This is a genomic window from Bradyrhizobium sp. URHD0069 (assembly GCF_000701345.1).
Taxonomy (GTDB): domain Bacteria; phylum Pseudomonadota; class Alphaproteobacteria; order Rhizobiales; family Xanthobacteraceae; genus Bradyrhizobium.
Window position 1 is genome coordinate 47,905 of the sequence record NZ_KL370777.1, and the last position, 20,994, is coordinate 68,898.

20 protein-coding genes and 1 tRNA gene are annotated in these 20,994 nt (G+C 57.7%); 12 read left to right on the forward strand and 9 right to left on the reverse strand.

Features of this window, described 5'->3' with window-relative positions:
* Positions 1-140: 140 nt before the first annotated feature.
* Complete coding sequence (locus N554_RS0134105) at positions 141-431, reverse strand: hypothetical protein (RefSeq protein WP_156042266.1); 291 nt, start codon at positions 429-431, stop codon at positions 141-143.
* A 197-nt stretch (positions 432-628) separates the two neighbouring features.
* Between N554_RS0134105 and N554_RS0134110 the strand changes: the two genes are divergently transcribed.
* From N554_RS0134110 to N554_RS0134130, 5 genes are all read left to right on the forward strand, one after another.
* Positions 629-811, forward strand: a complete 183-nt coding sequence (locus N554_RS0134110; protein WP_156042267.1) for a hypothetical protein — start codon at positions 629-631, stop codon at positions 809-811.
* Between the two features lie 72 nt (positions 812-883).
* A complete protein-coding gene (locus N554_RS41420) occupies positions 884-1,387 on the forward strand; it encodes a hypothetical protein (protein ID WP_029587544.1) in 504 nt (167 codons plus the stop codon).
* Between the two features lie 7 nt (positions 1,388-1,394).
* Entirely contained in the window at positions 1,395-1,661 is a 267-nt protein-coding gene (locus N554_RS43285; protein WP_036055053.1) for an HNH endonuclease, read from the forward strand.
* A gap of 83 nt (positions 1,662-1,744) precedes the next feature.
* Positions 1,745-1,954 (forward strand): hypothetical protein, encoded by a 210-nt coding sequence (locus tag N554_RS0134125; protein WP_029587545.1) that lies wholly within the window; start codon positions 1,745-1,747, stop codon positions 1,952-1,954.
* Between the two features lie 105 nt (positions 1,955-2,059).
* Complete coding sequence (locus tag N554_RS0134130; RefSeq protein WP_156042268.1) at positions 2,060-2,473, forward strand: hypothetical protein; 414 nt, start codon at positions 2,060-2,062, stop codon at positions 2,471-2,473.
* A gap of 237 nt (positions 2,474-2,710) precedes the next feature.
* Here N554_RS0134130 and N554_RS39375 read toward each other — a convergent pair whose 3' ends face one another.
* Positions 2,711-2,989 carry a helix-turn-helix domain-containing protein gene (locus N554_RS39375; protein WP_036055056.1) on the reverse strand — a complete coding sequence of 93 codons (279 nt, stop codon included), beginning with the start codon at positions 2,987-2,989 and terminating at the stop codon, positions 2,711-2,713.
* Positions 2,990-3,048: 59 nt separating this feature from the next.
* Here N554_RS39375 and N554_RS0134135 point away from each other — a divergent pair, with 59 nt between their 5' ends.
* Together N554_RS0134135 and N554_RS0134140 are read left to right on the forward strand one after the other, a co-directional pair.
* The gene (locus tag N554_RS0134135; RefSeq protein WP_029587547.1) at positions 3,049-3,876 is read left to right on the forward strand and encodes a YqaJ viral recombinase family protein; all 828 of its coding nucleotides are present in this window, start codon (positions 3,049-3,051) and stop codon (positions 3,874-3,876) included.
* Positions 3,860-5,026 carry an ERF family protein gene (locus N554_RS0134140; protein ID WP_036055060.1) on the forward strand — a complete coding sequence of 389 codons (1,167 nt, stop codon included), beginning with the start codon at positions 3,860-3,862 and terminating at the stop codon, positions 5,024-5,026. The genes N554_RS0134135 and N554_RS0134140 overlap by 17 nt, the downstream gene beginning before the upstream one ends.
* 31 nt (positions 5,027-5,057) lie before the next feature.
* On the opposite strand, the gene N554_RS43290 is transcribed toward N554_RS0134140, so the two are convergent.
* Positions 5,058-5,813, reverse strand: a complete 756-nt coding sequence (locus N554_RS43290) for a tyrosine-type recombinase/integrase (protein WP_197033837.1) — start codon at positions 5,811-5,813, stop codon at positions 5,058-5,060.
* The gene (locus N554_RS0134145; protein ID WP_371259552.1) at positions 5,810-6,220 is read right to left on the reverse strand and encodes a recombinase family protein; all 411 of its coding nucleotides are present in this window, start codon (positions 6,218-6,220) and stop codon (positions 5,810-5,812) included. The genes N554_RS43290 and N554_RS0134145 overlap by 4 nt, the downstream gene beginning before the upstream one ends.
* Positions 6,221-6,518: 298 nt before the next feature.
* Here N554_RS0134145 and N554_RS0134150 point away from each other — a divergent pair, with 298 nt between their 5' ends.
* From N554_RS0134150 to N554_RS0134165, 3 genes are all read left to right on the forward strand, one after another.
* A complete protein-coding gene (locus tag N554_RS0134150) occupies positions 6,519-7,496 on the forward strand; it encodes a hypothetical protein (RefSeq protein WP_029587550.1) in 978 nt (325 codons plus the stop codon).
* A gap of 519 nt (positions 7,497-8,015) precedes the next feature.
* Positions 8,016-8,870, forward strand: a complete 855-nt coding sequence (locus tag N554_RS37715; RefSeq protein ID WP_051677864.1) for a hypothetical protein — start codon at positions 8,016-8,018, stop codon at positions 8,868-8,870.
* A gap of 98 nt (positions 8,871-8,968) precedes the next feature.
* Positions 8,969-10,309, forward strand: coding sequence for a hypothetical protein (locus tag N554_RS0134165; RefSeq protein ID WP_029587552.1), 1,341 nt, complete (start codon positions 8,969-8,971; stop codon positions 10,307-10,309).
* 50 nt (positions 10,310-10,359) lie between these two features.
* Here the strand turns inward: N554_RS0134165 and N554_RS0134170 are convergent, their stop codons facing one another.
* Positions 10,360-10,986, reverse strand: coding sequence for a hypothetical protein (locus tag N554_RS0134170; RefSeq protein WP_029587553.1), 627 nt, complete (start codon positions 10,984-10,986; stop codon positions 10,360-10,362).
* Between the two features lie 233 nt (positions 10,987-11,219).
* Between N554_RS0134170 and N554_RS0134175 the strand changes: the two genes are divergently transcribed.
* A complete protein-coding gene (locus N554_RS0134175) occupies positions 11,220-11,540 on the forward strand; it encodes a hypothetical protein (protein ID WP_036055064.1) in 321 nt (106 codons plus the stop codon).
* A gap of 14 nt (positions 11,541-11,554) precedes the next feature.
* Here N554_RS0134175 and N554_RS39385 read toward each other — a convergent pair whose 3' ends face one another.
* The 3 genes from N554_RS39385 to N554_RS0134185 form a co-directional block, all read right to left on the reverse strand.
* Positions 11,555-12,229: a helix-turn-helix domain-containing protein gene (locus tag N554_RS39385; protein WP_081851557.1), complete on the reverse strand. Its 675-nt coding sequence runs from the start codon at positions 12,227-12,229 to the stop codon at positions 11,555-11,557.
* Positions 12,230-12,332: 103 nt separating this feature from the next.
* Positions 12,333-12,405: transfer RNA gene (locus N554_RS0134180), tRNA-Arg, on the reverse strand.
* 77 nt (positions 12,406-12,482) lie between these two features.
* Positions 12,483-14,711: a CHASE2 domain-containing protein gene (locus tag N554_RS0134185; RefSeq protein ID WP_029587555.1), complete on the reverse strand. Its 2,229-nt coding sequence runs from the start codon at positions 14,709-14,711 to the stop codon at positions 12,483-12,485.
* 208 nt (positions 14,712-14,919) lie between these two features.
* On the opposite strand from N554_RS0134185, the gene N554_RS37720 reads away from it, so the two are divergent.
* Entirely contained in the window at positions 14,920-16,083 is a 1,164-nt protein-coding gene (locus tag N554_RS37720) for a tetratricopeptide repeat protein (RefSeq protein ID WP_051677865.1), read from the forward strand.
* 36 nt (positions 16,084-16,119) lie between these two features.
* Here the strand turns inward: N554_RS37720 and N554_RS0134195 are convergent, their stop codons facing one another.
* Positions 16,120-20,556, reverse strand: a complete 4,437-nt coding sequence (locus tag N554_RS0134195; protein WP_371259555.1) for a beta strand repeat-containing protein — start codon at positions 20,554-20,556, stop codon at positions 16,120-16,122.
* Between the last annotated feature and the right edge of the window lie 438 nt (positions 20,557-20,994).

Here is a 20,994-nt window from a genome sequence, read left to right on the forward strand (position 1 = left end):
GTTTGCGGACCTCGCTCGGACGGCGAATACGGAGCGGTTTAGCTCCATTGCGATCTCTCGAGAATTCATCCCGGCGACTGCTAATGACCGCAGCCTTTCATCGTCTGCTTCTGTCCAAGTGTCAACGCGCCGTCGTTCCATCATTTCCCCTTCGCCTTCGGCTGATCAACGCGAGCCTCACGAAACTCCGGAGGCCCCTTGGTGAGCCGACGTCTGCGCTGGGTACGTTCCTCCGGTGGCGCGGAGGGATCGATAATCTTTTCGATCGCCTTTGTGGCGAGCTCCTGAGCGCGCAATCTCCGACCGGGCTTACTGACGGGCCTCGTTGTCGTCTTGACCTTGAGGCCGAGCTCGAGCAGGTGACGGATGGCGTCTGACACGTTTGGAATAGGTTTCTGCTTAGAGCGCCACTTTTCGATGGCATCCAGCATGTCCCGGTCGAAACCAACGACCTTTTTGACGGGGTAGAGCTCCGGACGGGGCAAATTCAAGCTCCTGCTATAACGCATATGCGGTATTGACAACCGCATATAGGGCATATATGTTATACAGGCTTGAAAAGCAAGCGGCCCGCAACGGTGCTGGACACACCGAAACGGGCCTAACCCGCAAACATGAGGTTCAGTTCATGTCACGAGCTACCGAATATCCTACCACCGTTCCCCTATATTCGCTCGTTCGCTGCTGGAAGCTTCGCCGCATTTTCTGGCAGGCCGGCCGCGACCTGGGCGACGAATTCGCCATCCCGGTCATCCCGCAGACCGGACTGATCGGCGGCGCCGCTGTCTCCCCCGAACTGGTGGAGGCGTGAGCCATGAAAACGACTCACGAATCCCTCACGGGCGATTCTCGGGGCAGGTCCATCCTAACAAGGAGAACCGCCATGAATTTGTTCGCAACTGCTGCCGCCGGCGTAGCTCTTCCTGCTGCCGCCCTCAGGTCCAGCCCTTCTGCGGCCGCTAAAGCACCAGAACCGATCTTCGCGCTGATCGACGCGCACAAACAGGCGACGAAAGACCTTGACGCGCATTGCAGGCGTGAGGAGCAGTTGGCGGATATTCCGGCCGCAAAAAGTAAAAGCAGTTCTTTCGGTCGGGAGTTGGACATAGTTAAAACGGACGATCCGCGGTGGATCGCCTACACCAAGGAATGGGTAGAGCTGTCGCAGAAGACGGACGAGATCGCCGGCGAATTGGTGTCGGTGGACAATTTGTCCTTGGCTGGGGCCGCCGCGCTGCTTGCCTATGCAATCGAACATGCCGAGGCTGGCTATCTCTGGCCGGATAGCTTGCAAGACGCCAGCGACGACGCCGAGAGCGGAGATTTTTTCTACTACCTTCATCGCATTCTATTGGAAGCGCTACAGCGCGCGACCATCCAGGCTTGATCGGGCGTTGAGATCAATCCTACGGGCCGCTGTTGGCTCGCCATGTCCCTACTGCGGCGAGCCAATGACGGCGGATAAGAGAAGCCCGACCCGCGACCATATCCGCCCTCGAAGCAAAGGGTTCACGCTGGCAGACCCGGCGAATCGCGCGATCGTGTGCGAACCCTGCAATAAGGCAAAAGGATCGCGCAGTTTGCTTTCCTTTTTATTCCGGTTGAGACGAAGCGGCGATCCCCGAGCGGCGCACGTCGCGCGCTTCGCGGAAAGCCGGTGAAAGATTCCCCGCCTGTGTGCAGAGTGCGTGCAGGCGGGATTCGATTCGACTGGGGGAATATCGTGAGAGGTATATTTCTAATCATGCTACTGACCGTAGCGACGGTCGCACATGCGGCGGCGCCGACCGTTCGCCTGCGGTACGGGCTCGATATTCCTGAGGGATGGGCGGATGGTCTCACCTATTCGATCCGCAGCCGTGCCGAATGCCAACGATTGCTCGCACGAATGGCGCGCGACGCTCCCGCCGCTCAGATGACGAGATGCCTGGTTCAGCTTCCGCCGATGTCCTGAACGGCAGGGGCGCGCCTTGGACGCGCATCAGTGGCATTCCCGGCCGCCCCGTTCACGCCGGCGGGTTTTTGCTGCTAGTCTTGATCCCGGAGAGGCAAGAGTAAGATGAGCGACACACCTAAGACAAAGCCTTGGAGCGAGATGACCGACCAGGAAAAGTCGGACGATATAAATCGCTCGCTCGAGCGCCATGAGAAGCACGGCACCGACTTCGGCGCCCGGCCACCAACGCCGCAACAGCTGGCCCAGCAAACGATCAAGGTCGTGTCCGCAACGCTCAAGGCGCAGCTGCTGGAAGGCGGGGAGGCCATGGCCACCTTGTACGCGCTCACCCAGCGCGGCCTGTCGGAGAAAGTGGCGTTCGATGTGATGGGCAAGGCGATGTACTGCTGCATGTTCGAGGTCACGCGCGGTGGCGAGGATCGCTGGCCGCAGGTGCTGGTCGGATTGCGCGAGGGCCGCACCTTGAAGGAAATGTTTCCAGATGGGCTGTACGAAGATAGCGGAACCTCGAACTAGAACGGAACGTGAAGGCGCCATGCTGTTTCCGTGCTGCTCGGAACCATTGGTAGCCCTTGGTAAGAGATTGATTTTGCTAGTATCTGCTTGGAGCGTGTAGCAGCACGGTTTTTTGCCAAAAGAACAAAACGAAAATGCAAGAAACCCTTTAGTACCAAGGGTTTTTATTGGCGATCCCAGCAGGATTCGAACCTGCAACCCACGGAGTAGAAATCCGTCACTCCACCCGCAGTTCGCCTATTCGCGAGTCCTCTTTCTTGTGGGCTTGCTTAGACGTACGCCCGCGCCTCCTCCGTTTTCATTGATGAACTCGACGCCCGCGCTTTGCAGGGCCTTTCGAATTTTGTCAGCTGTTTCACTGCGACCGCCGAGGGGACCGTCGTCAGCTTCCAAACGCTTTATCGTAGGAAGGGACACTTCGGCGGCCACTGCTAACTCTTCTTGCGACCAGCCCAAAAGAGCGCGTGCCGCCTTAACTTGCCGTATTGATACTTTTAGTATTGACGACTTCAGCATTTTTTGATACTTTTGGTATCTAGTTGAAAAGATACCTTCCTCTATATGGAGAAGTCGTAGTGCCTAAAAGCTCTTTGTCTACACATTTGCATCGCCGTTCGTTTGTCGGCGGTTCCGACGCCCGGATCATCATGGGAGGTGACGAGGCTATGTTGGTCCGACTTTGGCGCGAGAAGCGCGGCGAGGTCGAGCCGGAAGATCTATCCGGCAACCTGATCGTCCAGCTGGGGACGGTTACGGAAGACCTCAACCGGCGCTGGTACGAGCGCAACACCGGCCACGCCATCAAGGACGTGCAACGGCGGGTCCAGCATCCCGTGATCGGCTGGATGGCGGCGACCCTGGACGGTCTCGTGGAGGGCACAGGGGCGGTATTCGAGGCCAAGTTCATGCTGCCCTGGACGTTCTCGGAAGAGGCCGCTGCCGAAAAACATATGGCGCAGCTGCAGCACAACATGTGGGTTGCAAACTCGAAATCGGCGGTACTGTCAATCATCACCGGCGGCGGCAAATGGGTGGAGCTCACAATCTGTGCCGATCCGTTGTACCAGCATCTGTTGCTGACCGCGGAGAAGAAGTTCTGGAGCTGCGTGATGGGCGGGGAAACTCCTCGCCTGTTCGGGGTCGAGCCTCCCCGGCCCCGGCTGGAGGCGGTCCGTATCGTCGATATGAGCGCCTCCAGTTCATGGGCTGAATTTGCATCCGCCTATCGAGAAAGCCGGCCGGTGTTTTTGAAGCATGAAGTCGCAAAGGCAGAATTGAAAAAACTGGTGCCGGAGGATGCCAAGGAAGCGATCGGGCATGGGATCCGGGCCAAACGCTCGAAATCCGGGGCAGTCAGCTTCGACTTGATGGATCTGGAGGCGAATCATGCACCGATCCAGTGAATCCATTGGCGCCATCGCCTCGGCGCTGGCCAAGGCGCAGGGCGAACTCACCAACCCCGAGAAATCGCTGGTTGCCACCATCCGCTCGCCCTTTCCCCGCGAGGGCGATCGGACTTTCCGTTACGCCTCGCTGGCGAGCGGCCTCGATATCGTACGCAAGAGCCTGTGCCAGCATGAGATCGCAACGGTGCAGACCACCGCCATCGACCAGGCCTCAGGCCAGATCCAGCTCACCACTCTCTTGGCGCATGCCTCCGGGGAATGGATATCCTCGGACTGGCCGGTCTGCGCCATCAGCGAGACTGCTACTCCCCATCGTATGGGAGCGGCCCTCACCTATGCCCGACGCTATGCCCTGTTTGCGCTGGTCGGCATCGCCGGTGAGGACGATCTTGATGCACCGGACCCTCTCATCGAGCCTTCGCCGGCGAAACTGCCGGACCTCCCTACTGTTCCGTCGCAAAGCCAGAGAAGGCCTTCCGAGGGGACCCTGCACCGACCCCCGGTGCTAGACCACGAAGCGTCGAAACAGCTGCGCGACGAACTGCTGGCAGAGATCGGGAGGCTAAAGGACGGCGAGGATCTGGCTCTTTGGGCATACCGGCGTCTGTCGGCCAAAAACAGGCTCACTGTCGAGGACGCGCGCATCGTGGAGGCGGCCTATCAAGCCATACTCGATGCCCCAGAGACCGCCGTTGTGGATGAGCCTACTGGACCAACACCAGCAACAAATACTCCATCGGCCGCTGAGGCGTCCAAGGCGGTTCAATCATCGGCCACAGTGAACGACCCTCGTTCTATGGAAGTGAGTGCACAGAAGGTCATGCCGCTGCGCAAACCGGTACGACAGCGCAACAAGACCCATCTGACCTTTGTCGCGTCGCAGCCATGTCTTGTCTGTCAACGCGCGCCCAGCGACGCTCATCATCTCAAATTCGCCCAGCCCCGAACTCTCGGCCGCAAGGTCAGCGATGAATTCACCGTACCGTTATGCCGTGACCATCATTTGCAACTGCATCACTACGGCAACGAGACCGCCTGGTGGGCCAATTTGAACATCGCCCCAATGGAGACCGCTAAAGAGCTATGGGCTGCCACGTTTCGCCGGGATTCTTCACTCGCGGCGGGTCAACTCGGAGAAAATAGGTGATTATTAGAACTGCTGGGTGGCGCAGGACGGGCTAGCGAACTAGAGTTGGCGGGCATGCTTGCTCGGCGCTGAGAAGATAGTTCGGATGGTGGTGACCGTAAACTCGTTCGAGGGTTTCGCGCGACATGCCGAGCCAACCAGCGGCTTCCCAGACCGGAACGCCCTTCATCATCAGCCATGTTGCACATGTATGACGTAGCACGTGCGGGGTAACGTCGCGGAGACTAGCCCGCATGCAGGCTGAAGCAAATCCCCCCTTTATATCTTTTAGCCGATGCCCGTTTTCGTGGCCTACGAATCCAAGCTCTGATCCCCGTTGCCTCGCCCGCTTCAAGTGGTTATGGAGCTTTCGAGGAATCGGAATAAGAGCCTTCCTTTTGTTGGAACGCCGATCGCCTCCGGAATTGAAATTCAACCTGCTGGCATCGAGATCGACCTGAGACCACCGCAAGGCCAAAATAGCCTCCTTGCGATGACCAGTGTATAGGCCCAACAAAATGAAAAGCGGCAGATGCAAACGCACCCGCGGTTCGCGCAGCGCCGCCCTAAGAAGCCTTGCAGCCTCGCTTCTTGTGAGCCACCTGTCGCGCGACTCTGGTCTTTGGGGGAGCGCAATGCTGACGGTTCTTGTTAGTCTGCCTTCTCGATGAGCGTGATTTATTGCGGCCCTGAGGACTCCAAGTTCTCTGCGGGTCGTCCCAGCGGATCGTTTTCGCGTTAGAACATACCGTTGGCAAGTTTCTCGCGTGATTTCAGCAACCGTGCGACCTTCCCAATAATCGATCAAGGGCTTGGCGGCTGCGGCAATGCACCAAGGCGCTTGAGTTTGTGGCGCTCTGCCACCGCCGCCAGAATATGAATGGTCAATCGGTTGGCTTGCGGAAAATCGACGGCTTCAAATTCGACGCCCGCTTCCATCAATTTCGACACGAAAGCAACATTCCGGGCTAATCGATCAAGTTTTGCGATCACCAGCACAGCCCTGTGGACCCGGCAAGCGGCGAGCGCCTCGGCAAGCTTCGGGCGGTCTGCCCGGCGGCCGCTTTCGATCTCGACGTGTTCGCTGATCGGCTGAATACCCCTTAAATGGGCCGTGACGGCTTGCCGCTGTGCATCAAGCCCGAGACCACTGCGGCCCTGCTTGGCGGTGCTAACCCGATAGTAGGAAATATACCTTCCGTTCGGAATATTCATCGCCGTAACTTTGTGAGCAATGTTCGTTGGATAGAACGATATTCAGCCACCTACCAGACGTTCCTGCAAATCTAATTTTGAATTGCAGTTTTTGTTATTGTGGTGCGGTTTCGAGGCTCGGCTCCTCGCGTAGCCGGACACGCAAAACCCCGCCGGTAAGGGCGGGATTAAGCGATGGTTGCCAGTAAGGCGCGGAAAGCGCCGAAAGTCGAAACGCTCTGCGCCTTATCCTTACTTTGAACCATAGGGATACTGTAACATGCCACCTGAAGGTGAAATAAAGGGGATGGGATAGGAAATGGCAGAGGAAAAAGCCGAAGATAAAACCGCCGAAATTAAGCGGCGGCAGACCCTCCTGTTCGAGGCATTTGGCCATGACGGGATGTATGGCGGCAAGTATTTCGCATCGGTCGTTGACGCCGAGCAAAAGATGGGGGCCGTTTTCAATGAGACCTACCACGGCTCCCGCATCCTGACGGACTGCTTTCTTGATTTCTTTGGGCAGACACTGTTGGAGCAAATCGAGCTCAACAACGCGAAGGGTTGGCCGCAAGTGGAAGCCAATTACGCGACCTGCGTACTGATGTACTTGACCATCTTCCGGAGCGTCCGCGCATCGGATGTGGCCGCGAGCAATGCCTACCCGATGCAGGGGTATATCATTCAACGGAGCATCAAGGACCAGACATTTATCCTCTGTGCGGCGGCGAACAACATGGCGGATTTTGGAACCCTTTTTGGATGGAAAGGTTTGCCGGAAGACAAACCGTGGACCGAGGACGACAATCAAAAGGCCATAAAGAACCGGCGCACTATTGAGAACCAGATCCGTGAAAAGATTATCGGCTCAAAATCCGGTCTAAAGCCCGAGACAATCAAGCTCCTCATCAAAGTGGACGGAATGTTCAATACGGAGGCTCACAGAGGCCTTTTTACGCTGTTCGGCGAGTCTCATAAGCTGCTCGTCGAGCACAAGTTGGATGTGAGCTTGGCGTCCGGTCCCAATAAAGTCAGTGACCCCATGTTTGTGAATCGAGCAACGGAGACGAACTGGATGATCCACCGACTCGTCCCGTATATGCGCCGCAAAGGCACTCCAGCTAACGAAACGTGGAACAAGAACTGGAAGCTGTTGGACGACCATTTCCGCTGGATGGTCGAGGGGTTGGGCGCGATCGGCAAGGAGATCGCTCCCGCGTATCTCGAAATGATAGACGCCAAGTTCAAATTCGACGCCGGCACGCACTATAGCGAACCCACCGGTCCGACCCCATAAGAAAAAGCGGCGGTTTTCTCTCTCCGCCGCTTTTGCTTCACTTCCGAAATAGTCGGAGTAGTCCATGGCGTCTCCGACTTCCTGTAGGAAAGTGCGGATGAAGGCGAGAACGCGGTAAATCGAGTGCGATCCGTAAGTGCTCAGGAGCGTGAACAAGCCGAGCTGCGCTAGCCGCCTCCCCATTCGCTGCTGCGAACTTGTCAAAGTTCATTTCGCTGCGCGGCCCCTGTTCCACCGAAGCCAAGAGCGATACTCATTCAGAGGTGCCATGCGAACGCTCGCTACCAAGTCGAGTTGTCCACATGCGAACGCTCGGCGTTGATTACGCTTCTTTGTCAAGTTTCGCGTGGCGCTTATTGGAGAGGGCGCGCATTGCTTCGCTCATGCCCTTTTTGCCAAACTTCTTCTTTCGCGCCGCCGCTGATAAGTTTCCTAGCTCCGACGCTGCATTATTCATAGGTTGCAGTGTACCACGGACGCTCGCATACTATATCCAAAATTGGGAAGCTGGGGACTCGCATGGCTGACGACGAAATTGAAGACGACGAAGAGGAATTGCCGCCGCTCAAAACGCTGTTTCTCGAGGATGGCCTGTACCGCGAGCGCGATCTAGGCGGCGATTGGGGCTACATCAAACGGATGATCGTTGGTCCCGATCAGCAGTTTGATGCTCACTGCGTCTACTGTAAGCAGATGAGCACCTTCAAAGAGAAGGTCATGCGCGGCAGCGGCGCCGGCATGCGGCCTGTCGAAGACAAAACGTATCTCAGTGATCGGGTGTTCTCGATCACGACGTACTGTCAGCGCAATGAAAAGCACTCGTACCTTTATGTCTTTGAGGTGAAGCGGCAAGTTCTCCAGAAAATCGGGCAATCACCATCCGTTGCCGAGCTGGCATTCCCCCTTCTCGACAACTACGAACCCGTGTTGGAGAGGGCATATCTGAAGGAACTAAAGACCGCTCTCGGTCTGTTCGCACACGGCGTGGGCGCCGGCGCGTTTGTCTATCTACGGCGCGTCTTTGAAAAGCTGGTCCACGACGAGGCCGAAGCTGCTCGCAAGGCGGGCGAAGCCCTGACCGGTTTTGATGACATGCGGCTGGACCAAAAGATCGAGGCTCTCCAGCATCGACTACCGCCGGCTCTAGTGAAGTATAAGCTTGCTTATGGTGTGTTGAGTGCCGGCGTACACACGCTCGATGAAGCGACGTGCAAGCGATACTTTCCGGTTCTGCAGCAAATCATCATGGTCATTTTGGATGACCACTTGGCCGCAAGAAGCAAGCGGCTCGCATTGGAGCAACTGGATGCGGCGTTCAACAAGGTCCACGCTGAGGTCAAAACGAAGTCTAAGAAGAAGCCATCGGTTCCTTGATGAACCGATTGTACGGATTGTCCTCGCGCGTCGGATCGGGCCTCCAATCCGCGCCGCCTCCCGATTGCCTGCAAGTAGGATCTAGGAAGCGAGAAGAGATGAAAATCGAACTGAACGCTGACTTTGCTGCTTGGATTGACCGCGAGAGCGAAAATCTCGCCGGGCAGGTCCGGGACATAACCCATGAATTTCCAAGGAGCACGGGCGCCCTCCACCCGGATCACCCGGTCACAAAATTTGGACGGGAGGACATCATTGGGGAGATTTCGGTATCCATCACTGAGCCGACGGGCAGGCTTAGCGCGCAGTTTTTTCCTCACCAAGGCCGACAGCTCGGACTGAGCGGCGCTTCAATGAATGAAGCCGAAAGAACAGTCGAGCGCATTTGGTCACGAAAAGAATTCGTCAACATACTAAGCCGAGACACCGTACGAGAGCTGCTTTTGTCATTTGTCGGGGCCAAGGCCCGAGAATTACAAACACCCTCCTTGTCAGATCGGCTTTTGCAGATAGTCGACGAGAGAGTGCAATCGCTGTCGGTCTGGATACCAATCGAAGAAGTATTCGTTGACGGTGAATTTAAGTTTGCGACCGCGACACTGTCTCCGGTTTCCAAAGCCGAACTAGACGCCATAGTTCAAGACGGATGCACTGGCGCCCCGGCTGATGGTTTGATGAAGCTACGCGAAAAACTTCATGCGAAGTGGGCGGGCAGAACCATCATGCGGCTAAACTTGACGGCTGAACCGGCGCGGGCGCGGGAATTGGCTCTAGAGCAAGCAGCAGATTATATGACCCTGCTTCAAATCTATACCTCGGCGGCGATGGTGCTATCGCTTTCTTCTCACGTCGCGCCGAAAGGCGCTCGCCCTTACCGTACCGACGAATGCATCGTATTCGCGCCGAAATTTTTCGAACAGAAAAAGAGCATCGCGGAGGCGACCCATCAGCTCGTGATCGACGCTCAGCACTGCGCATTCATGAACCAGATGGGACTTTCCATTCTGTCAAAGCTGGCGTGCGGCCCCACTTGTGACTACGAGGAAAGATTGCTGAGTAGCCTACTCGTGTATGGGAGAGCGTGCTACCAGCTTGACCCCAATGACAAGCTTCTTCAAGTTATGACAGCCGTCGAGATGTTCGCCCTGCGAAGCGATAACGAACCAATCCAAGCTGCCCTTGCAGACCGGTTGGCGTTTGCGCTTTCTGATGATCCTAATTCAAGGCAGCAAATTGCTCAGAACCTGCGCGACGCTTATGCGGCTAGGTCCGGTCGAACTCATCACGGCAGATCGATTAGCGATACTGAAGTCGTCGAGCAATTCTTGTCAAATGCGTGGGGGTTTTTCTTGGCCGCGCTTCAAGGCGTGGGTCAGTTTCGCATGCGATTGGAATTTCTAGATCAAATTGACGGGAAGAAATATGGTCACGGAGGATAGGACGTTGCTTGAATGCGACGCGTTGAGCTATCCCTTCTAAGTCCTAGCCTCTATTTGGCTGCTGCATTTCCGTTCAACGTTGCATGCCAGACTGCTAAATGAGGAAATTCTCGTTCAATTTCTTCGAACGTGATCAGAGTTTTAAAGTGCTGCAGATGAGGCTCGTATTCCTCCCGCTTTTCCTCACTGAAGAAAATCCCTGTCGACGCTCGCTGATGAGGTAAAACCTTGGCTGGAGGTTTGTCCGCCCAGCATTGCGCGCGAAGCGGATAGCCTCTCGACTGGATACCATCTTGTTTGAATTTGTCTTTGGGCTGCTTGATTTCGAAATGTAAAGCGAAGCGAACGCCTGATGCACTTTCAAAGATTGTGAAGATGTCAGTTTCTTTCCCGCTACAGCCGTCACACCGGCATTTTTCTGTAAAATGAAACCTCCACCATTCTGCAGTCGGATTGCTTCTATGCCGGCCAATTTCTTTATTCAGAATGCGGGCATCCACGAATTCTGCAAATACGGATTTGGATAATACCCACCGCCGAAAATCCGGATCGTCTACCAGCGCCTGAGCAATTGGTGCAGCATATTGGTACTCAATGGAGCCATACTTCATAAAACACCCCTGCGTCGCAAAAATCTCGACTTCGCTCCTGCGGTTGCTTTCCAGCAGCCTAGACATGTTTGAGAATGCTGCAACAGCGTTAGGATCGGGCCACTTACTTTTGGTGCAGGCGCCTGCACGAAACCCCTCGATTGCTCCCCTCTCCCTCTGGGACCATTCCTGAGCACTATTTTGGCTTCCGGCCGGGTCCTGCTAGGTAGCTAGCCGACCAGCCGAAATAACGCGCAGAAATGTCTGGGCATGCGCGTGAGGGGTCTAAGCACCGTTTGAACGCGCATGGGGAGAAAAGAATGAGGCTGGAGGATGCTGTCATTGGCTGGACTCCTGAACAGTGGGATTGGCACCCAACAGCGGGCAGGATTGACGTAGGACTAATTCGCGATTGTCGCTGGACGAGTATATTTGGAAAAACTGAGGGGGCGCTCGCTGCTGAGTGGCGGACGATGCCCAATCGCGAGAAGCATATGTTTCAGCTTTTTATTTTGATCGTGGTCGCCGAAGGAATCGATCCACAGGTTGCCCACGCCGCGTTCTTAAAGATCGACGAATATCGGTGGGGAATTTTGCGAGATGTACCAGGGGCAGAACAGCGGCCGAACTCGGACTACTGATTTGATGTCCGCCCTCAGCGATTGTTGTGCTCAAGTCGCAGGCGGACTTTCAGCAATGCAGCCTCGTCAAGTCGACCAGTTCTCTGTTGAGCGGTCAGTTGATCCCTTTCGGAGTCCGATAACAGTCCCAGCAGTTCCCACCCGTAAGCAACGTCTCCAAGGCCAAGGCGTTTTGCTAGATGATTTTGAACCACCTCTGACCGTTCTCCGTTGGGCCGCCCTTCGCGGCCCACTTCCTTCCCTTGGATAGCCCCTTTCTGTGGTAGCTCCGGCGGAAGCGAGGAGGGTAAGGGAGGAGTGACGGGTGATTGAAGGTCTTTAGTTGGGACTTGAGAGTCGTAACCCGTTGTGACTTTCGGCCGCTGCTTCGCCGCAAAGCCGCCTTGCTTCTTAGGAGGGGGTTGTGACTGTGGGTCACAGCCCGGCATAAGTAGCTGGTAGTAATGAGCTAGGCGTTGCTTGCCCTGCCTGTCGGGAATGATTCGGATGTATCTAGAATCGGCGAGCCAGGGCAATTTGCGAATTACAGTTCGGCGGTCGCAAGAAGCCTCCTTCCCAATCAGCCTCATCGTCGGATAGCAAAAGCCGGTACTGTGATCGGCATGATTTCCAAGGGAAATAAGAAGTAGCTTGGCATAAGGATCGCGAATATCTTGATCCAACGCCCACGCTACGGCTTGAATGCTCATCGCCGCCCCCCGAAAGAACGGGGTGCGAACAGGTTACGCGGACATTCAGCGGACACACCGAAATCGGAGCGCCGCGAAAAGTGTGCTAAGTTGTTGTAGGAATTGGCGCACCCGACACGATTCGAACGTGTGACCTTTGCCTTCGGAGGGCAACGCTCTATCCACCTGAGTTGTGCGAAGTCCACTCGATCATTGGCGGCGGCATCGGCCCTGCACAGGTTGAACGCCAGGAGCTACCTCTCCTTCGTTGCAGCTATTTCGTCAGCAGCGCGAAGGCGCCGTTCCAAGTTTCCGGAGGTGGACTTTTCTGATATCCTAGGATTCGCGCCTCATACAAATTGTAGAGTAACTCAAGCGAGTGGGCTTCGTCGGTCCGGCGGCCCCGCTCGATCGCGGCGAGCGCGCCATCCCAGTCGCGGCTGCGATAACACGCCAGCATCTCGATGGTCAGGTTGCGCAGTCGCTGAAAGCGGGCGGATTGTGCGGTGTCCTCGCGGCCGGCAATGGCATAGATAACCTCGGGCTCCTTCTTGCCCTTGACCATGATGAAATCGAGCTCGAGAATCGCGAACTTCTCCTTGACCGCGAGCGCGGTCTTCGAGCCGACGATGATCGGAAATCCATACTCCTTGGATTGTCCCTCCAGGCGCGACGCAAGGTTGACGCTGTCGCCCAACACCGAATAATCGAAACGCAGGTCGGACCCCATATTACCGACAACGCAGACGCCGGTGTTCAGCCCGACGCCGACATTGAGCGGAATGTAGGCGTGGCCGCCAGCCTGGGCTTCTTGCGCCCGCTGCTTGTTGAGCACATCGATCCGCTCGAGCATGTCGACCGCGGCTTCGCAAGCATTGAGCTGATGCTCCTTGTCGTCGAGCGGCGCGTTCCAGAACGCCATGATCGCGTCGCCCATGTATTTGTCGATGGTGCCCTTGCGCGCCAGGATCGCGTTGGTCAGCGGCGTCAGGAAGCGGTTCATCAGCGCGGTCAGCCCTTGCGGGTCGTGCTTGTAGGACTCCGAGATAGTGGTGAACCCCCTGACGTCAGAGAACATGATGGTCATCTCGCGCTCCTCGCCGCCGAGCACGAGCTTTTCCGGCGACTGCGCGAGCTGCTCGACCAGCGCGGGCGACAGGTACTGGCCGAACGCCGAGCGGATCTGCCGCCGTTGCGCCTGCTCCCTGACAAAGCTGGTGAAGATCAGGGTCAGATAAATCAACGTGGTCGACAGCAGCGGGTAGGTAAAATCGATCAGCAGCCGGTGCTGGGTGTAAAAGTACCAGGAGGTTCCGATCAACAGCGTTGCGAACAGGGTGCCGACGACAACCAAGGTAACCGGGCCGAACAGCGGAGCAAACGCGATCACCAGAATGCCGAGTGCGATCGCGGCGCAAAATTCGATAGCGATGGCGTAATTCGGCTGCGAAAGAACGCTGCGGGTCAGTGCGCTTTCGAGCACCTGCGCGTGAATTTCGACACCGGGCATTACCGGATCGATCGGCGTGGTCTTGACGTCGAGAAGCCCCACCGCCGACGTTCCGACCAGCACCAGCTTGCGCGCAATCATCTCTGGGGGAACGCGTCCTTCAAGCAAATCGGCCGCCGAGACATAGATCGAAGGATCGCGCCGCGCAAAATGGACCCAAAGCTGGCCGTTGCGGTCGGTCGGCACCTCGAATCCCTTGACGGCGATACTCTTGATGCCGGCCTGGTCGGCTTTGGTGAAGATCGTGTCGGTACCGGTCGCGACCCGCAGCATTTCGAAAGTCAGGGACGGCATGGTCGCGCCCTGGGCCTGCATCATTATCGGCACGCGCCGGACGATGCCGTCGCGCTCGGTCCTGATCGTGAACAGGCCGCGGCCGGCGGCGGCTTGTTCCAGAACATCGACGTTGCGCAGTAGCCCGGGGAAATTCAGCAGGAACGGCTGAGGCTCTGCGCCCAACATCGCAAGCCCGGTTATCGGCAGCGAATTGTCGAATTCAGTGAGGACGTAGGGAAGTCCCGATACGCCCAACACCACGCGGGAGCGCCGCATGGCATCGGCGAGAAGCTGATCGTTGCTCGGCAGCGCGCGCAATTTGTTTCGGGTTTCCTCGTCGAGATTGCGGATCGTATCGGCCGCGACGCCGGGATTGAGCCGATCGGGCTCCGCGAACACGATGTCGAAGGCGATCACAACGGCGCCGAGACGGGTCAGGTTGGTGATGAGATCCGCGATCCGCGTTCGCGGCCACGGCCACTGGCCAAGCTTCGCCAGGCTCTTTTCGTCGATATCGACGATGGTGACCGGCCTGGCGGTCTTCACGCGGGGCTCGATGAGCTGGAAAGTATCGAAGGTTCGGACCCGAAGCTCCTCGATCGCAGCCGGATCGGCGATGCGCAGCGCCGCAAGCGAGATCAGGAGCGCAAGGCACAACAGCCTCGCATACCCGAACTTCCGCCCGAACCACTTTCGCAATACCCGCAGCCGCTTCATGCCATTCAGATATCACGCTCGGTCGGATTGCGGCACCGGTTTCGTATAAGGCACATTATTAAAACATCCGAACTATAAGAATTGAGGCCGCGGGGTCCGGGCAAATCTCGTCTGATCAGATCCTGACTATTTAACACAGATGCCGGTTCGTCTATTAAATAAGGTTGCATCATTTGAAAATAGCGCCAGAGCCGGACCAGAGCCACCGATGTCCAACCCTTTGAGCGGGGCGCTTCCGCGACCTGCGGGACGTTACGACGTCATTCGCGGACTGCTGCGGGCCGGCAAGAACGACGAAGCGATCGTCCAATTGTGCGCGATCACCGTTGCCGGTCCCGACGATTTCGTTGCCAGGGAATTGCTATTCGATGCGTTCTTTCAGAAGCGCGATTGGGAGCCGGCGCTCGCTCTCGCGGAAGAATTGACCCGCCGCCAGCCGGACAACGCCCGCCTGGAGAAGGCCCGGATCGCGACGCTCACCAACCTGAAACGCTACGACGAAACGATCGTGCAGGCGTCGCGGTACCTCGAGCGTCACGGCGAAGACCTCACCATCCTCGATACGCTCAAGGTCGCGACCTTCTACACCGGGAGGACCAATGAGGCGATCCGGTACGGGCAACGCGCGCTGGACCTGCGGGACGCCGAGGTCAGCGGCAATCCACCCCCTTTCTCCCTGAAGGAGCCCGACAGCCCGCCTTCGGGGCATAACGTCATTTCATTTTCGCTTTGGGGGACAGCGCCCTTCTATAGTTACGGCGCCATGATCAATCTCGTGCTCAGCCGCACGGTATATCCCGGCTGGACCTGCCGTTTCTACGTCGATGCGACGGTGCCGCCGGCCTGCGTCGCCTTTTTACGCGAGAATGGCGGCGATGTGCGCTACATCGAGGACGAATATCCAAGCGTCGGCCTGTTTCAACGCTTCCTGGTGATGAACGATCGCAGCGTCGGGCGTTTTCTGGTGCGCGATTGCGATGCGCGGCTGTCCGCCGCGGAAGCCGATCTGGTCCAGCAATGGATCGAGAGCGGCTATCCCTTTCACGCCGTGCGCGATCACGTCATGCATAACGAGCTGATGATCGGCTGCACGTGGGCCGGGCGCACCGACTGCGGCATCGATATCGTCGAGGTGATGCGGCGCTATTTTACGTTCGGGCCGACCGCAAAATACGGGCACGACCAGCGCATGCTCGGCCTCATGCTGTGGCCGCTGATCCGCAACCGATGCCTCGTCCACGACCGGCATTACCGGTTACCTGGAGTTCACACGATCCCGCTCGGCGAGCGCAAAGGCCATTTCGGCGCCGGCCACCAAAATCTCGCCGCAGTGATCGCCGAGGCCGACCGGCTTGGGATTCCGCGGCTGTGATAGGCAGCCGGCTTGGGCACCACTCACTGCCGTCGTTTACTGGCCGGCGGGATGCAGGATGAAGTCGTTCATGGCAAGGCTTGCCTTCGCAACATTCGAAAGCAGAACCGAGTTGTTTGTATCGAGATGAATCAGGGTATTGGCACCCTGCTCCTCGACGGCCGCGCTGGCGATCCATGCCGCGAACGAAGCGGAATCGTTTTGTGTAAATGTCGCGTAATCGTGGATATCGATCGTATCCTGGTTGTGCGTAAAATCGGTGACGGTGTCATTGCCTGAACTGAACCTAAAGACGAAGTTGTCGCTGCCGGCCCCGCCAGTCAGGATGTCGCCACCGCTCCCACCGTTGAATATCTCGTTGGCGTTGCTGCCCGAGATCGTGTCGCTAAAGTTCGAACCCAGGACACTGTTGACACCGGTGAACGTATCGTGTCCGACCGATGCATCGCCACCGGCGTTGCCCGTGGCGAGATCGGCCGTCACGCCTGCGGTGGCGTTGGTGAAGAATATCTGCGTATTGCCGCTGCCGGTGATGATGTCGTCACCGCCCATGCCCTGAAATGCGTTGAACGAGCCGAACCCGGTCGCCACGTAAGTATCGACAGCATTGCTGCCTGTGACGCTGTTTACACCAATGAACGTGTCGTGCCCGACCGATGCATCCCCATTAGCATCGCCGGTGGCAAGATTGATCGTCACGCCGGCGGTCGCATTGGTAAAGATAAGACGCGTGTTGCCGTTGCCGGTGATCGTATCGTTGCCGGCCAACCCTTCGAACTGGTTGAATGTATCGTTGTTGCCAATATTGAGAGCGCCTGCGAGACCGTATCCCGTCGCCACGAAAGTATCGCCGAAATTGGTCCCCTGGATGGCTTCGATCGATCGCAGCGTATCGTGACCGATCGAGGCGTCGCCCGTCACGTCACCCGACGCCATATCGACGTTGATTCCGCCGGTCGTAAAATAGATATTGTTATAGCTCGCCGTATCGAACCCGCCGCGACCATCGATGTGGTCGTCGCCGGCGAGTCCGGTAAAGGTGTCGTTATTGCTGCTGCCCGACAACGTATCGTCGAACATCGAGGCTTGGACGGCATTAACGCCACTGAAGCTGTCGGTTCCAACCGACGCGTCGCCGGCGGCGGTTCCGGTGCCCGGCGTAGGGCCTGTCTGAAAGTCAACCGTGACTCCGGCCGTCGCGCCGTTGAAGCTGAGACGCGTGTTGCCGTTACCAATGATCGTGTCGTTGCCGCCAACGCCGGTAAATTCATTGAAGGTGCCATTGGAGCCGACGTTCGCGCTACCGCTGCCAAAACCGGTCGCATCATAGGTGTCGTCCCAGCTCGTGCCGCGCACCGCTTCGACTGACAGAAGCGTGTCGGTGCCGATCGTGAGATCGGGCGGATTGATCGGCGACACTTTTCCTATCGCAAGCTCGACCTTGATCCCGGTCGTAACGGCCGGATCGTTGTTGTAGTCGGCGCGGTCGAAGCCGCCGCGACCGTTGATGGTGTCGTTGCCGGCGCGGCCGTCGAACGTTTCCACGGTACCGTTCGGATTGTCGCTGCCAAGCAGCGTGTCGACAGACGAGGACCCGAACACATTGGCGACGCCTGCGCCGATGAAGGTGTCATGACCAACCGATGCATTTCCGTCCGCGTAGTGCGCATCAAAATCTACCGTCACGCCCGCGGTTGCGTTGACGTAGGACACGCGCGTCAGCGTCGCGCCCTGGCTATTGACGAGGCCGGTGATTGTGTCGTTGCCGCCGCGACCTTCGAACTCGTTGAAGCCGATGGGAGTGCCGGGAACGCCGCTCGATCCCGTGAAGCCGGAAGCATCGAGGATATCCGCAAACTCGCTGCCGACAGCGCCTTCGATGGACACAAGTGTGTCGCTGCCAACGCCCGCACCGAACGACTTGCCATGCGCAAGATCGACGATGATACCACCCGTTGCATCCGTATAGACCGCGCGATCAAAGCCTAGCCCACCATCGAGCAGATCGTTATCCGCCAAGCCCTGAAGCCTGTCGTTGCCGGCAAGACCGCTCAGTGTATCGGCCCCTCCCGTCCCAACCAGCGAATTGTTATTGTCGTTGGCGGTTGGCGTGCTGCCGGCAGCGGCAAAGATAAAGTCGCTCGCGACAAGACTTCCCAGGGTAACGTTCTGCAGGCTAATGCTATTGCCTGGACTGAAGGTAATGACTGTGTCCGATCCTTGCTGTGCGGCATGCGACACAATGTCCGAAAGACCGAGAACACCACCGACGCCCGTCACATCGATCCTGTCCCCCTGTACATGGAGAAAGTCTGTGATCTGGTCGGCCCCATCACCGGTCGCATAAACGAACGTGTCCGCCCCGGCACCACCTGTCATGGCGTCGTTGCCGCCTCTTCCCCTGATAGTGTCGTTGCCGCTTCCGCCGTTGAAGATTTCACTGGCGTTGCTGCCCGAGATCGTATCGTCGAAGTTTGAGCCTATGACACTGCTCACACCGGTAAACGTATCGTGTCCGACGGACGCATCGCCGGCAGCATTCCCCGTGGTCATGTCGATCGTCACGCCCGAGGTGGCATTGTTATACCCGAGTTGAGTATTGCCGTTACCGGTGATCTGGTCATCGCCGCCATAGCCCTGGAATTCGTTGAAGGTGCCGAAACTGCCTCCGGTAAAATTCGCAGCGTTATAGACGTCGTTGAATCTGGTACCGATGACCGATTCGATCGAGATCAAGGTATCGTGCCCGACCGCTGCATCGCCGTCGGCGGTACCGGAAAACATATCGACGGTAATGCCTGTCGTTACATTCGCATCGTTGGCATAAGTCGCCTGATCGAAGCCGCCGCGGCCATCGAGGGTATCGTTGCCGCCGCGCCCATCGAACTGCTCTACAGTTCCCGACGCATTAGCGCTGCCGAGCAGCATGTCAGCAAAATTGCTGCCGACAGCGCCATTCACGCCACCGATAAAGGTGTCGGTTCCGACGTTGGCGAGATCTCCGGCCGCGGTGCCCTTTCCGGTGCCAAGAACAAGATCGACGGTTACGCCCGCGGCGGCGCTGAGATAAACAGCTCGCGTATTGCCATTACCGGTGATCTGATCGTCGCCATCCAGTCCTTCGAACTGATTGTAGGTGCCGTTGTTGCCGACGTTGTTGAGCGTGGGGTCTAAGTGGCTAGAGTCGCCGAAACCCACCGCGTTGTAGACGTCGTTGAAATTAGTGCCCTGAATACTTTCGATCGACCGCAGCGTATCGGTGCCGGTCGAGGCATCGCCAATCACTCTGCCGATGGCAAGATCAACACTGATCCCGCCGGTCGTGTATGTCATGTTATTGTATTGGACAGTGTCGAAGCCGCCACGGCCGTCAATCGTGTCGTCGCCGGCGAGGCCCATGAAGGTCTCGTTGTTGCCGCTACCTGAAATTGTATCGCCGAACATCGAGCCAATGACGGCGTTGACGCCGCTGAAGGTGTCGGTTCCGGTGCCAGCCGCGTCACCGGCTGCCGTTCCATGCGCCTTGCCAAGCACGATATCGACAGTTACGGCGTCCAGTGCATTGGTATATTGAATTCGGGTGTTGCCGTTGCCAAGGATGATGTCATCGCCGCCGACGCCATCGAAATTATTGAAGGTGCCAAGCGAACCTGCATTCGTGCTGCTGCCGCTGAATCCGACAGCATTATAGGTATCGGCGAAGTTGGTTCCGCGAACGGCTTCAACGTTGCGAAGTGTATCGATGCCGACCGAAGCGTCGCCGGTCACAATGCCCGCGGCAAGATTGACGGTGATGCCCGAAACCGTGGCCGGGTCGTTATTGTAAACGGCGAAATCATAGCCACCGCGACCGTCGATCAAATCGTTGCCGGCGCGACCGTCATATTGCTCGTAGGTGCCGTTGGCGTTGTTGCTGCCGCGCAGCGTATCGCCGAAGCCCGATCCGACAACCGTATTGACGTTGGTAAAGTGATCGGTGCCGACCGAGACGTCTCCGATCGCGGTGCCAGTAAAATGATCGGTCCCGACCGTCGTGGCGTCGGCAAAATCGACGGTGACGGCCCCGGTCGCGCTCGAATAGACCACGCGCGTCAGGACCTGGCCTTGCACGTTGACACTGCCGATGATGAGGTCATCCCCGCCCATGCCCTCGAAGCTATTGAAGTCAACCGGCACGCCCGGCACCTCGGCATCACCCGTGAAACCGGCAGCCGAATAATGATCGATAAAATTGCTGCCCTGGATCGCCTCGATCCCGGTCAATGTGTCAGTACCGACACCCGAACCGGACACCGTCCCCGCCGCCAGATCGGCGGTAATGCCGCCGGTCGCATCGGTGTAGACGGCCCGGTCGATGCCGGTCAGGCCAATGATCGAATCGTTTCCGCCAAAACCCTGTAACGTGTCGTTTCCTGCCGTGCCCGTCAGTGTATTGCTATTATTGTCACCAATGATGACGCCGACGCCAGCCACCTGCGTGGTTTGCGCACTGGCAACGCTCTCCGCTGTGCCATGGTCGTCGGTGTAGTGCGCCACCACATCGATGGCATGCCCGACATCGGCACTGCCCAGCGTATAGGTGGTGCCGGTGGCGCCGCCAATATCGACGCCCTCGCGCTGCCACTGGTAGCTGATCGCGCCGAGCCCGTTGGCATCCGCCAGCGTGTTCGACGCCGTCAGCACCTGGTTCTCCTGCGCGGTGCCGCTGATCGTCACCGTCCCGGTCGGCGGGTCGTTGACGTTGGTCACCGCCACCGTCGCCGCACTGGCCACGCTCTCTGCCGTGCCATGGCCGTCGGCGTACTTCGCCACCACGTCGATGGTGTGGCCGACATCGGCATTGCCCAGCGTGTAGGTGGTGCCGGTCGCCCCGCCAATGTCGACGCCGTCGCGCTGCCACTGGTAGCTGAT

Coding starts and splice junctions, on each gene's coding strand:
- N554_RS39385 (WP_081851557.1), bottom strand. CDS start 12,229: ATGAGCATTCAAGCCGTAGCGTGGGCGTTGGATCAAGATATTCGCGAT.
- N554_RS0134110 (WP_156042267.1), top strand. CDS start 629: ATGTCACGAGCTACCGAATATCCTACCACCGTTCCCCTATATTCGCTC.
- N554_RS0134150 (WP_029587550.1), top strand. CDS start 6,519: ATGGCAGAGGAAAAAGCCGAAGATAAAACCGCCGAAATTAAGCGGCGG.
- N554_RS0134105 (WP_156042266.1), bottom strand. CDS start 431: ATGCTGGATGCCATCGAAAAGTGGCGCTCTAAGCAGAAACCTATTCCA.
- N554_RS37720 (WP_051677865.1), top strand. CDS start 14,920: ATGTCCAACCCTTTGAGCGGGGCGCTTCCGCGACCTGCGGGACGTTAC.
- N554_RS0134125 (WP_029587545.1), top strand. CDS start 1,745: ATGCTACTGACCGTAGCGACGGTCGCACATGCGGCGGCGCCGACCGTT.
- N554_RS0134145 (WP_371259552.1), bottom strand. CDS start 6,220: ATGAATATTCCGAACGGAAGGTATATTTCCTACTATCGGGTTAGCACC.
- N554_RS0134175 (WP_036055064.1), top strand. CDS start 11,220: ATGAGGCTGGAGGATGCTGTCATTGGCTGGACTCCTGAACAGTGGGAT.
- N554_RS0134130 (WP_156042268.1), top strand. CDS start 2,060: ATGAGCGACACACCTAAGACAAAGCCTTGGAGCGAGATGACCGACCAG.
- N554_RS41420 (WP_029587544.1), top strand. CDS start 884: ATGAATTTGTTCGCAACTGCTGCCGCCGGCGTAGCTCTTCCTGCTGCC.
- N554_RS39375 (WP_036055056.1), bottom strand. CDS start 2,989: ATGCTGAAGTCGTCAATACTAAAAGTATCAATACGGCAAGTTAAGGCG.
- N554_RS0134140 (WP_036055060.1), top strand. CDS start 3,860: ATGCACCGATCCAGTGAATCCATTGGCGCCATCGCCTCGGCGCTGGCC.
- N554_RS0134170 (WP_029587553.1), bottom strand. CDS start 10,986: ATGTCTAGGCTGCTGGAAAGCAACCGCAGGAGCGAAGTCGAGATTTTT.
- N554_RS0134165 (WP_029587552.1), top strand. CDS start 8,969: ATGAAAATCGAACTGAACGCTGACTTTGCTGCTTGGATTGACCGCGAG.
- N554_RS0134185 (WP_029587555.1), bottom strand. CDS start 14,711: ATGAAGCGGCTGCGGGTATTGCGAAAGTGGTTCGGGCGGAAGTTCGGG.
- N554_RS37715 (WP_051677864.1), top strand. CDS start 8,016: ATGGCTGACGACGAAATTGAAGACGACGAAGAGGAATTGCCGCCGCTC.